At 70.6% G+C, this 11521-nt stretch carries 9 protein-coding genes; 2 read left to right on the forward strand and 7 right to left on the reverse strand.

What is annotated here, in order from left to right:
• Positions 1–11 precede the first annotated feature (11 nt).
• The 4 genes from AMK22_RS04745 to AMK22_RS04760 are packed head-to-tail and all read right to left on the reverse strand — an operon-like array spanning position 12 to position 4889.
• The gene (locus tag AMK22_RS04745) at positions 12–1151 is read right to left on the reverse strand and encodes a TniQ family protein (protein ID WP_073781921.1); all 1140 of its coding nucleotides are present in this window, start codon (positions 1149–1151) and stop codon (positions 12–14) included.
• Positions 1151–2221, reverse strand: a complete 1071-nt coding sequence (locus tag AMK22_RS04750) for a TniB family NTP-binding protein (RefSeq protein WP_073781922.1) — start codon at positions 2219–2221, stop codon at positions 1151–1153. The genes AMK22_RS04745 and AMK22_RS04750 overlap by 1 nt, the downstream gene beginning before the upstream one ends.
• Positions 2218–4254, reverse strand: coding sequence for a Mu transposase C-terminal domain-containing protein (locus AMK22_RS04755; RefSeq protein ID WP_338014131.1), 2037 nt, complete (start codon positions 4252–4254; stop codon positions 2218–2220). The genes AMK22_RS04750 and AMK22_RS04755 overlap by 4 nt, the downstream gene beginning before the upstream one ends.
• Complete coding sequence (locus AMK22_RS04760) at positions 4251–4889, reverse strand: TnsA-like heteromeric transposase endonuclease subunit (RefSeq protein ID WP_229866746.1); 639 nt, start codon at positions 4887–4889, stop codon at positions 4251–4253. Before AMK22_RS04760 ends, AMK22_RS04755 begins: the two co-directional genes overlap by 4 nt.
• Positions 4890–5212: 323 nt before the next feature.
• Here AMK22_RS04760 and lon point away from each other — a divergent pair, with 323 nt between their 5' ends.
• A complete protein-coding gene (gene lon / locus AMK22_RS04765) occupies positions 5213–7672 on the forward strand; it encodes an endopeptidase La (protein ID WP_073781923.1) in 2460 nt (819 codons plus the stop codon).
• A 125-nt stretch (positions 7673–7797) separates the two neighbouring features.
• Here lon and AMK22_RS04770 read toward each other — a convergent pair whose 3' ends face one another.
• A complete protein-coding gene (locus AMK22_RS04770) occupies positions 7798–8514 on the reverse strand; it encodes a polysaccharide deacetylase family protein (protein ID WP_073782018.1) in 717 nt (238 codons plus the stop codon).
• A 339-nt stretch (positions 8515–8853) separates the two neighbouring features.
• On the reverse strand, positions 8854–9705 hold the full coding sequence (locus tag AMK22_RS04775) for a lysozyme (RefSeq protein WP_073781924.1): 852 nt from the start codon (positions 9703–9705) through the stop codon (positions 8854–8856).
• A 226-nt stretch (positions 9706–9931) separates the two neighbouring features.
• Between AMK22_RS04775 and AMK22_RS04780 the strand changes: the two genes are divergently transcribed.
• Positions 9932–10429 (forward strand): MarR family winged helix-turn-helix transcriptional regulator, encoded by a 498-nt coding sequence (locus tag AMK22_RS04780; protein ID WP_384416608.1) that lies wholly within the window; start codon positions 9932–9934, stop codon positions 10427–10429.
• Positions 10430–10507: 78 nt separating this feature from the next.
• Here the strand turns inward: AMK22_RS04780 and AMK22_RS04785 are convergent, their stop codons facing one another.
• On the reverse strand, positions 10508–11293 hold the full coding sequence (locus AMK22_RS04785) for a protein phosphatase 2C domain-containing protein (protein ID WP_073781926.1): 786 nt from the start codon (positions 11291–11293) through the stop codon (positions 10508–10510).
• Positions 11294–11521 lie beyond the last annotated feature (228 nt).

Here is an 11521-nt window from a genome sequence, read left to right on the forward strand (position 1 = left end):
ACACCGGACTCTCAGTCCTTGGCGTCGGAAGCTCGGCGCATGTCCGCGACCTCTTTGCGCATGAGTTCGTCGGTGCGTGTGCTGTGCCAGATGGTTCCTTCCCACTTCTCGTATCGGTGTTCGCGGTCACGCAGGAGGACCGGTTTGAGGTGGCTGTGGAAGAGGAGTGTGCGGCCCTGGTCCTTGCGGGTGCGGCTGAACCACATCGCGCCCTTTTCGTGACGGGCGAGCCGGTTCGCTGCGAGGCCGGAGAGCTTGCCGTGCATCCGGCCGGGCGTGTAGGCCGTCAGGGGTTGGCTGGGCGGGCGCCAGGAGTCGGCGAGGGACCAGTGCGCGATGGCGTCCCCCTTGCGGTCGGGCGGGCTGTAGGGGTAGGTGATGCGGTTGCTGACCTCCGTGAAGAAGCGGGCTTGCTCGGCCTTGGTGCCGTCGGCCATCTGCCGCCAGTGGGGTGAGGCGATCAGGGGTGCCAGGGCAACGGCCTCGGGATAGACCGCTGCGAACATCCGCGAGGTGCTGTAGCCGATGTACTCCTGCTTCTCTCGGTCGAACGGGATGAGGAGGTCGATGCGGTCGTCCCAGGCGTCCCAGGTGCCGAATGGGACCGGGTAGCCGTCGACGGACCAGATGTGTGCGCAGAGCATGAGGCCGCTCAGCACGGCGTCGTAGGTGGCGGCCCAGCCGTAGCGGCTGAGGATGCGCAGGTGTTTGCGCTGGGCGTCGACGACTTCGGGGAGCCGGGTGAGGTCGACGGCGGGATGGTCGATGTCGGGCGGGCCGATCCAGGTGCGGTGGCGCAGGCAGATGTAGCGGTGGTGGGGCAGGAGCCGGGTCACTTTGCCACCGGGGTGCCGGGCGTCGCAGCGGTGGCAGCCGGTTTGGGGCTGGTGGCGGAACATCGTCCAGTTGGGTCGTGGTGTGCGCAGTTCGGGCAGGGCTCCGGCGAGGGCGTGGACGGTGCGTCCGGTGAGCGCGGAGAGGCGTTCGGGGACGACGACGCGGCGCATGCCGCCGGACTTCTCGCGCTCGGTGACCTGTGTCCAGAGGTCGTTGATGTCGAGGCCGTGAAGGGTGGCCAGACGCCCGATGTAGGAGGCGGGGATCTCGTGCCGGGCGGGCGGAACGGGATCGGGTAGTCGTCGGATAGGCATCAGGCCACGCGCCTCCGTTTCCTCGCAGGTCTGGCGGGGGCGGTGCGCTTCTCGGATTGCTCGGCCGCGTAGTCGACGGGGACGGCCTGAAGGAGGTCCTCGGTGATGCGCTCGCTCTCGTCCTCGATGGCGAGGACGGCGGCGCCACGGATGATCTGGGAAAGGCTGCCGATCATGCCGCCGGTGCGGTGGAAGAGGTACTCGCTCAGCCCGGCCAGCGTGCCGGGCGTGTGGTGGTGCAGCCGGAGGGTGGATTCCAGGGTGCCCACCAGGGCCCGCCAGGCGTCCTGGTCCTCGGCGGTGGCGTGCGTGAAGGGGGCGGCGGGGATGACGACGAAGCGTCCGGCGATCTGCTCTCCCCGGGTGCCCCTGAACAGACCCTTGGACTCGACGTCGATGCCGGCGTAGGCGAAGGTGGCGGGAAGCCGTTCGGCGAAGTACTTCAGCTGGTCGGATGCTTCGGCCCCGGAGCGGGTGGCGAGAGTCAGGTTGTGGATCTCGTCGACGAGCACCAGGTCGACACGGACATGGGCGGCCGTCGCGCAGACGGCGTCGACGATGTCGGTCACGTTGGCCCGGGAGGGGAAGGTCAGCCCGAAGAAGCGGGCGAACTCCATCGCGAGCATCTTCGGCGTGGCCGCGGGTGGGACGGTGACGTAGAGGACCGGGAGCCGGTTGCGGTCGCGGGGGTGCCGCTTGCGGACGGCCAGTTCGTGAGCCCGTCCGAGCTGGGTCAGGGCGGTCGTTTTCCCGGTGCCGGAGGCGCCGGAGAGGATCACACCGCGGCGGGCGGAGATCTGGTTTCGGTTGAGCTGGATCAGCAACCGGGAAGTGGTGGTGACCTTGCGGATGACCGGAGTGTGCACCATCGGCAGATCGGCGTGATACTCGCGGCGCTGTTCGTCCTCACGCACCCGTTCCCGCGGACTCAGCGCCGCCCGTTCGGCGGCGGTCAGCGGCCGGGGCGGGACCGGCTCGTGGTCGACGAAGTGACGCCAGCCCTCCTTGCTGGTCAGCGGGTTATCCGGCGGAGCCTCCGGGTCCGGGGCGGATGGGGAGGGCGTGTTCATAGCCACCTCTCGGCTTCTGCGTGCGCGTCGAAGAGTCCGAACTCCGCCACCGCCGCGGGCGGCTGGGCCTCGGGCTCGGGCTCCGGCTCCGTGCGGTGCTCGGTCTCGGGTGCTGCGGCGGGCGCGGGGATGGGACGGGCGGTGCGGGTGCGGGCGGCGACCTTGGCCGACCGGGTGTCCGGGCCGTGCTCGGCGCGGGTGAGCAGGTCGTCCAGGACGCGGGCGATGGCCGTCTCGTTGGTGTCGTCCAGTCCGGCCTCGGCCGCAAGGCGGCGCGCGTGCTGCCAGGTGAAGTCCGCGAACGGTGCGTTGACCAGCGGCCACTGCGTCCAGGGCGCGGTGACCCAGCCGTCCGATGTGCGGACGAACACCTGGGACAGGTCGTAGGGGTCGTAGTGCACCTCCCACAGACCGCGCTTGGCGGTGATCCCGGAGTGCTCGCGCCGATGCGGCCCCAGGTCGGGGCTGTCGTAGGTGCGGTAACTGATCTGGATGCCGTAGTCGTTGATCGCCCGCCAGGCCACCGGCAGCAACTCCAGATAGTCCTCGCCGCGCAGCACGAGCGGCAGGTAGCCGGAGGCTGCCACCAGGGAGGCGTACTTGTCGTTCGGTGACATCGCCGTCTTCGGACGGAACGGGTCGCGCAGAGCGCTGTGCGGCCTGGCTTGCCACCCGGCCAGCAGCCACTCATCCAGTAGGTCCTGAAGCTCCGGAACGGTCCAGACGGCCTGGTCCTCGACACGCTCGCCGCGGCGGGAGACATCCCGGCCGGTGTAGCCGGCCAGGTGCTGCGTGAACAGGGTGTTGATCGAGGAGAAGGTGGCCTCCACGATCGCCTTGTCGGTCGGCGTGCGCGGACGTGCCCGCTGCACCGAGATGCCGAGCCGTTCGCAGGCCCGGACGAAGGTGTCCGAGATGAACACCTTCCCGCCGTCGATGACGACGGTGTCCGGCACGATCACCGGTTTCGCCGCGACCTGTTCCATCCGCGTGTCCACGTCCAGCAGACGCATGTGCGGCATGCGGGAGGCAGCCATCCGCAGACTCGCGGACCAGCCGGGCCGCATCGGCTCGGGCACCAGCATCCGGGCCAGCAGCAGCGAGGCGTCCACCGCCTTGGTGCCCACCGGCCTTAGCACCGCGGCGCAGATGGTGCGGGTCGCGACATCGACCGCGATCGTCAAGTCCGCGCGGGCCGTCAGCCCTGAATCGAGTACCACCATCACGTCCAGCGGGGTGGAGTCGATCTGAACCTGTTCCCCGGGACGGTCCGCGAACGTCGGTGTGAACGGCCCTTTCGGCCGGTTCGCCGTCTGCCGCCGCGTGACTGCCGAACCGAAGGTGTGCCGCCCCGTGGACAGCGCGTCGATCAGCTTGTAGAAGGTCCGCTGACTCGGCAGCGGCACCACCCCTTTGCCGTGGGTGGCTTCCACCAGCTTGACCACCCGGCGGATCAGCCGCGACCGGGTCCCGGTCGAGGCGTGTGTCTCCGCATCCAGGACCTCTTGGACGGCTGCCACCAGCCGGGCGTCCGCCCGCCCCGTCGCCTCCCAGGTCTGGGTCGTCCGCTGGTCCACCAGCCCCCAGACTCCCTGCCGGACGTAGCGAGACCGTCGGCTCTGCACGGTCCGAACCGTCACCCCCAGCTCCCGTGCCTTCGCGGCCATCCGCTCCATCAACGAGAAGGCTGCCGGGTCATAGCCGGGGCGCGGCGGCGTGCCCGGTGCGGCGCCGAACGGCAGCCCGGTCTCGATCTCCACCATGTGCCGTTCCCACTCGCGGGCCGCCTCCTGTACCGACTCCGGCAACGTCGCCAGCAACCCTGACGGCTCCAGCACGGGCAGAAGCTCCGTGCCGGTGACGGCGAAGTCCGGCGCTGCCATCAGGTGCGACGCCAGCACCACCGATTCCGACCCTGCCACCGGGCGCAGCCGCACGGACGTACCGGCGAGCGCCACCACCTGGTGGTCCCCGCTGTCGTAGGTGACCCAGTCCCCGGGCCGCAACACTGGCTTGCCCGGCCCGGCCGTCACCGCGGCACCTCTGCTGACACCAGCGAGAGGGCATGCAGCGGCACCGACACATTCGCCGTCAGCTCGTGCAACCACAGCAGGTGGAACAGCACCGGCAGCACCCTGATCGGGTCACCAACTGCCGATGCGCCCGCCATCAGCGGCTGTGGCTCGGCGAACGCCGCCAGGAGATCGGAGGCCACCGACTCCAGCCTGTGCCGGGGGTGGCGGTAGCCCGCCAGCCAGCGCACATTGCGCACCATGATCGCGTCCGGCGCCCCCACCAGTCGGAACTCCCACCCGACCTGAGCGCAGGCTGTCCGCGTCGCCTCGAACTTCGCCACGTCCCGGGGCTTGCGCCGATCCGCCGGACGGCAGTCGACCACCAGCCCCGTGCCGTTGTCGCGGCGGGCGAAGTAGTCCGGTGCGTGCGAGACGCCCTTGCCCGCCTCCGACCGCCAGAACAGCCAGAACGGCTGTGAGGAGATCCCCACCACCGAGGCGTCGAAGTCCAGCAGCATCACATGATCGCGCTCCAGCCAGGACTCGTAGCCGATGTGCCCGCCCGCCGTGGACGACCACCACAGCCCCGGCAGATGCCGCTGACCTTTGTACGACTTGAACGCGCGTACCGGTGCGACGTCCTCGAACCGCACTGCCCAGGCATCCCCTCAGCGAAGCGCGGAACTCAGACCCGCCCCGGTCGGCGTACGCGACCTCGAACCCCTCCGCCGGCGGCCCGGAGACCCCGCCCGGCAGTACCCCTAACGAACCCGCCATGACCCACTAACCCGAGCCCGCGACGAAAGGTCACTCCGCAAGACGAAAGACCGGACGAAACCTGAAGCTGCAAAACGAAGAGATCCACGTCGCAGGACACTTCCGTCCGATCGCTCACGGCGAACAGGGCTCGGGGAACAATGACGGACTCAGAAGCATTGAGTCTGCATAGCTCAACTTGACTGCCGAAGGGGAGATCATGGCTACCGAGTCCAACGCGGTCACTCCGCTCGTCCTTCCCGTACTGCCGCTCGACGACGAGGTCGTGCTGCCCGGGATGGTGGTGCCTCTGGAACTGTCCGACGCCGATGTGCGGGCCGCCGTGGAGGCGGCCCAGGCCGCGGCCCGTGAGAGCGGCGGCAAGCCCGAGGTGCTGCTGGTGCCCCGGATCGACGGGACGTACACCGGCACCGGTGTCATCGGCACGGTCGAGCAGGTGGGGCGGCTGTCGGACGGGGATCCGGGCGCGCTCGTCCGCGGCCGGGGCCGGGTGCGGATCGGGGCCGGGACCAGCGGGCCGGGCGCCGCGCTCTGGGTGGAGGGGACGCGGGTCGACGAGACCGCCCCCGATCCTTCCGCGCCCTCGTACGGGCCCGGCCGGGGAGGCACCGCTCCCAAAATCGCCGCGGAGCTGGTCAAGGAGTACAAGGCGCTCGCCACGAGCTGGCTGAGGAAGCGCGGTGCCTGGCAGGTCGTGGACCGGATCCAGCAGATCGAGGACGTCTCCGCGCTCGCCGACAACTCCGGCTACTCGCCCTTCCTCACCACCGCCCAGAAGGTGCGGCTCCTGGAGACCGCGGACCCGGTCGCCCGGCTGAGGCTCGCCGTCGAGTGGCTCCGTGAACACCTCGCCGAACAGGACGTCGCCGAGTCCATCGCCAAGGACGTCCAGGAGGGCGTCGACAAGCAGCAGCGCGAATTCCTGCTGCGGCGCCAGCTCGACGCGGTACGCAAGGAGCTGGCCGAGCTGGGTGGCGACCCGGAGGACGAGTCCGACGACTACCGGGCGCGCGTCGAGGCCGCCGACCTTCCCGAGCACGTCCGCGAGGCGGCGTTCAAGGAGGTCGACAAGCTGGAGCGCGCCTCCGACCAGAGCCCCGAGGGCTCCTGGATCCGCACCTGGCTCGACACGGTCCTCGAACTGCCGTGGACCGAGCGCACCGAGGACGCCTACGACATCCGTGGAGCCCAGGAGGTCCTGGACGCGGAGCACGCGGGCCTCCAGGACGTGAAGGAACGGATCATCGAGTACCTGGCGGTCCGCAAGCGGCGCTCCGACCGCGGTCTCGGCGTCGTCGGCGGGCGGCGCGGCGGTGCCGTGCTGGCGCTGGTGGGGCCGCCGGGCGTGGGCAAGACCTCGCTCGGCGAGTCCGTCGCGCACGCCATGGGCCGCAGGTTCGTCCGCGTCGCGCTCGGCGGTGTGCGGGACGAGGCGGAGATCCGCGGCCACCGGCGCACCTACGTCGGCGCGCTGCCGGGCCGGATCGTCCGCGCGATCAAGGAGGCCGGTTCGATGAACCCGGTCGTCCTGCTCGACGAGATCGACAAGGTCGGCTCCGACTTCCGGGGCGACCCGGCCGCCGCCCTCCTCGAAGTCCTCGACCCGGCGCAGAACCACACCTTCCGCGACCACTACCTGGAGGTGGAACTCGACCTCAGCGACGTCGTCTTCCTCGCCACCGCCAACGTCCTCGAAGCCGTACCGGAGGCCCTGCTCGACCGCATGGAGCTGGTCAGGCTCGACGGTTACACCGAGGACGAGAAGGTCGTCATCGCCCGCGACCACCTGCTCCCGCGCCAGCTGGAGCGGGCCGGTCTGAAGGCGGACGAGGTGACGCTCGACGAGTCCGCGCTGCGCGCGCTGGCCGGCGAGTACACCCGCGAGGCGGGCGTACGGAACCTGGAACGCGCCGTCGCCCGGCTGCTGCGCAAGGTCGCCGCCCAGCACGAACTGGGCGACCGCGAGCTGCCGTTCACGATCACCGAAGCGGATCTGCGCGGACTGGTCGGACGCCCGCACCATGTGCCCGAGTCCGCCCAGGACCCGGCCGAGCGCCGCACCGCGGTGCCGGGCGTGGCCACCGGGCTCGCGGTGACCGGGGCCGGCGGGGACGTGCTGTTCGTCGAGGCGTCGCTGGCGGACCCGGAGACCGGGGCGTCCGGACTGACCCTCACCGGTCAGCTCGGCGACGTGATGAAGGAGTCCGCGCAGATCGCGCTGAGCTTCCTGCGGTCGCACGGCGCGGAACTGGAACTGCCGGTCGCGGACCTGAAGGACCGCGGCGTGCACATCCACTTCCCGGCGGGCGCGGTCCCCAAGGACGGCCCGAGCGCGGGCATCACGATGACCACGGCCCTGGCCTCGCTGCTCTCCGGGCGGCTGGTCCGCACGGACGTGGCGATGACCGGCGAGGTCTCGCTGACCGGGCGGGTGCTGCCGATCGGCGGCCTGAAGCAGAAGCTGCTGGCCGCGCACCGGGCCGGGATCACCACCGTGGTGATCCCCAAGCGGAACGAGGCCGACCTGGACGACGTCCCGGCCGAGGTCCTGGACACGCTGGAGGTCCACCCGGTGACGGACGTCCGCCAGGTGCTGGAGATCGCCCTCGCGCCCGCCTCGGCCGCCAGGCCCGGGGAGAGGATCCCGGCCGCGGCGTAGCCGCCACGGCGTGACGGACGTGGCGCCACGCACGCGACCGGCACGGACGGCCCGCCTCCCCGTCACGACGGGTGGGCGGGCCGTTCCGTGCGCCCCGGAGCGGGACTTGGGGCACCCGCTCCTCGTCAGGGGCGGTAGACCGTCCCCGGGACCGGCTCGGCGGGGGCCATCAGCTGGGGGACGGTGACGAAGGTGTAGCCCCGCTCCTTCAGCGTGTCGACGATGCCCGGCACGGCGGGCACCGTTCCGTCGTAGATGTCGTGCAGCAGGATGATGCCGTCCTTGCTCGCCTGGTCCAGGATGCGCTTCTCGATCAGCGCCGAATCCGTCGTCGAGTAGTCCTTGGCGGTGGCGCTCCACAGCACCTGGGCCAGCCCCAGTTCCTTGCTGATCTCCGCGACGGTCTCGTCGGTGCGGCCCTGCGGCGGGCGCATCAGGCGCGGCTTCTTCCCGGTGATCTCCGCTATCGCGTCCTGGGTCTTCTCCAGCTCGGTCCGTATGGCAGCCGGCTTCTGCTCCGTCAGGATCCCGTGCGTCCAGGTGTGGTTGGCCACCTCGTGGCCCTCGGCGGCGAGCCTGCGCACGGTGTCCGGGTACTTCTTGACGTGGTTCTTGCCCAGCAGGAAGAAGGTCGCGCGCACCTTCTTCTCCTTGAGGATGTCGAGCAGGCGCGGAGTGTCCTTGCCCGGCCCGGCGTCGAAGGTCAGGGCTATGCATTTCGCCTTGCGGCAGTCCACCGGACCGAAGGTGCCCTTGGCGTCGGAGCCCGCGTCGGCGCGCGCGTCCGAGGGCGCGGTGGTGTCCGAGGAGCAGCCGGCCAGCGTCAGGGTGAGTGCCGTCACAAGGACGGCGGCCAACGCCGTACCGGTCGACTTCGTCTTCAAGAACAAGGCGGTCACTCCTCCGTGGCTCGGCCGGGCACGCGATGCGCGGCGGAACGGACTATACATATGGTGTATACGCGGTGTGTATACAGGGTCGGGGAGGGCGCGAGCAGTGGGAGCGGGAAAGGGGCGAGCCCCCGGTGACGGGTGGTCACCAGGGGCTCGGCCGGGTGGAACGGTGCGGTGTGCGGGCGTGCCGGACGGGTGCGGCGGGCGCGGCTCAGCGGCTCGATGGGCCGTGCCGGTCGCGGTCTCGGCGGCTCGCGGTGGGGTCTCGCTCGCGGCGCGGGGCCCGGCTCAGCCGTTCGCGAGGGCCTGCAGACGGTCGTAGGCGCCGTTGAAGCGGTCGTGGTCGCCCACGTACGGGCCGGACTCGGTGTACTGCCACATCGTGTAGAAGCCCCAGCCGGCCGGGAGTTCACCGACCGTGCTGTTGTAGCGGGCCACCCACAGCGGGTTGGTGGCGCCGAAGCCCGCGTTGTTGCCGGTGCAGGTCGTCCACCAGCTGGTCGCGGTGTAGATGACCGCGTCGCGTCCGGTGCGCGCCTTGTACGTGTTCACGAAGTCGCGGATCCAGGACACCATGGCCGACTGGCTCTTCCCGTAGCACTGGTCGCCGTACGGGTTCCACTCGATGTCGAGCACGCCGGGCAGCGTCTTGCCGTCCCGCGACCAGCCGCCTCCGTGGTCCACGAAGTAGTTGGCCTGTGCGGCTCCGCTCGTCGTGTTCGGGGTGGCGAAGTGGTACGAGCCCCGGATCATGCCGATGTTGTACGAGCCGTTGTACTGCTGCGCGAAGTACGGGTTCGTGTAGTACGTGCCCTCGGTGGCCTTGACGTAGGCCCACTTCACGCCGCTGTTCCACAGCGTCGCCCAGTCGACGTTGCCCTGGTGGCCGCTGACGTCCACGCCTTCGGTCTGCACGGCGCGCGTGTCGCGGGGCAGTCCGCCCTGGCCGTCGTGGGCGACGACGCCCATGCCCATCGTGGCCGTGCCGCGGGCGGGCTTGCGGGCGGCGGCGTCGGGGGAGCCCGTGGCGCTCGCCGCGCCGGGCAGGGTGAGAAGGAGGGAAAGGGCTGCGAGCAGGGTCCCCGCGGCGGCGAAGCGCGAGCGGCGGGACGTCTTGGATCCGGATCTGAGCACCGGCATGTGACTGCCTCCGAGGCGTTGGTGGGGGGACGTGCTGATCCAGGGGGAGCCGGGCGCACCCCCTGCCGACATGTCATGGTGTGAACATGCCAGACATGACGCTACGCACGTAGACCCGTGCTTCGGAAGGGGGCCTGGACGCCGCCGGTGGTCTAGCCCTGCGAAATACTGGCCGAGCTGCGGCGATGACCGGCGGCGGAAGAAACTTTCAGCGTTGGAAAAGCTCATGAGGGGTGTTGACGTGCACGGGAGCGAAAGCGGTAGTGAACGTGGCGCGACCAGTGAAAGTGGTGTGGACCACGCATTCCTCGCTCTGGAGCGGGAGTTGGCCGTCTTCCTGCGCCGGGCACGCGCCAACTCCGGCGAGATGGCGCGCGAGGTCCATCCCGAACTGGAGCCCGCCGCCTACGGCCTGCTCGTGCGGCTGGAGTCCGCCGGGCGGCAGCGGGCCACCGACCTCGCGGCCTACTTCGGCGTCGGCAAGGCGACCGTGAGCCGTCAACTGCGCGCCCTGGAGGGCCTCGGGCTGGTGGCGCGCGAGCCCGATCCGGCCGACGGGCGGGCCTTCCTCGTCCACCTCACCGACGAGGGGCTGGCCCGCTACCGCAGTGTCCGCGACGCCCGCCGGGACCGCTACGTGCGCAAGCTCGCCGACTGGGACAGGGACGAGGTCGCCGAACTGGCCCGGCTGCTGCACCACTTGAACGCCCGGGCCGAGGACTGAGCCGGGCCCGCGCCCGGTGCGGGACGCGCACTCCGGCACGTTCTCGCCCTGCCCCGCCTCGTCCCGCACGGCATGCCGTCACAACGTCACGCAGACCGCCGTCGCGTCGTCGTGCTTCTTGGCGCGGCGCAGACGCACGCGATCCGTGTCCGCGTCCTCCAGTTCCCTGACCCGGCCGATCAGCGCCTCCGGTCCCTCCTCGCGGAGCACCGCGAGGCAGTCCGCCCAGTCTCCCTCGTGGAACGTCTCGGTCCAGCGGGTCGCGCCGTCGGTCAGCGCCGCCACCGTTCGTACGTCGGTGAGCGGGGTGCGGCCGGTGACCGCGCGGGCCGCCACCGAGGGGTCGGCCGCGGCGGTGAAGAAGCCGCCGTCCTTGTTCCGCAGCCGCGCGTCCACGGTCGCCACGTCGGCCAGCGAGCCCGGCGGTAGCCGATCCAGGCGGTCGTCGACAAGAGGGCGTACGGTCCCGTCGGACATACCGAACAGCAGCACGGAATCGGAGAGCACCAAGTGCTCGATCTCCTGTTCGCCCCAGCGCGCCATGGCGACCGTCGCCTGCGGCGTCCGCACGTGAGAAAGGTCACACGAAGGGCCGTGGGCCTCGGCAGTGCGCCGAATGGACTCGGCCAGGATCTCCTGGAGGCTCAGATCTCGGCGCGAACCGGACAGTTCGAGCAGTGAGCCGCCCAGTCGAGCGGTGAACCAGGGGACGGGGTGGGCGCAGCCGTCATCGCCCGTCGGCGGGGTCACCCCGTCGAGCAGAATCAGTGTTCCGCCCTGGCCGGAAGCGGGCAGGGCGGTGGCGGCCCAGTCCTCGTTCGGGCGGTCGGCGCAGCCGGCGACGGTGGCGAGTTCGATGCGCATGCGGTCAGTCTGCACGATGTCTTCACGACCCCTGCGCATGGCCGAAATTGGCCTATACCAGCAGGTCACGGGCGTGCGCCGAGCGGAAGCGGAGGCTCCGTGCCGCGTGCGGGCGGGCATCCTGCCAAAGCCTGGACCGAAGTTCCAGCCGACGGGCAAGGTGTGGCCGGGGGGCTTCCGGGGGAGACTTGTTCGTCAACTCTGGAGTGATGTTCACTCGTTCGGGTG

The sequence above is a fragment of the Streptomyces sp. CB01580 genome, from assembly GCF_001905795.1.
Taxonomy (GTDB): domain Bacteria; phylum Actinomycetota; class Actinomycetes; order Streptomycetales; family Streptomycetaceae; genus Streptomyces.

Excerpts from the sequence above, each read along its gene's own strand:
- lon (WP_073781923.1), top strand. The coding sequence starts at position 5,213 with ATGGCTACCGAGTCCAACGCGGTCACTCCGCTCGTCCTTCCCGTACTG.
- AMK22_RS04745 (WP_073781921.1), bottom strand. The coding sequence starts at position 1,151 with ATGCCTATCCGACGACTACCCGATCCCGTTCCGCCCGCCCGGCACGAG.
- AMK22_RS04780 (WP_384416608.1), top strand. The coding sequence starts at position 9,932 with ATGAGGGGTGTTGACGTGCACGGGAGCGAAAGCGGTAGTGAACGTGGC.
- AMK22_RS04775 (WP_073781924.1), bottom strand. The coding sequence starts at position 9,705 with ATGCCGGTGCTCAGATCCGGATCCAAGACGTCCCGCCGCTCGCGCTTC.
- AMK22_RS04785 (WP_073781926.1), bottom strand. The coding sequence starts at position 11,293 with ATGCGCATCGAACTCGCCACCGTCGCCGGCTGCGCCGACCGCCCGAAC.
- AMK22_RS04750 (WP_073781922.1), bottom strand. The coding sequence starts at position 2,221 with ATGAACACGCCCTCCCCATCCGCCCCGGACCCGGAGGCTCCGCCGGAT.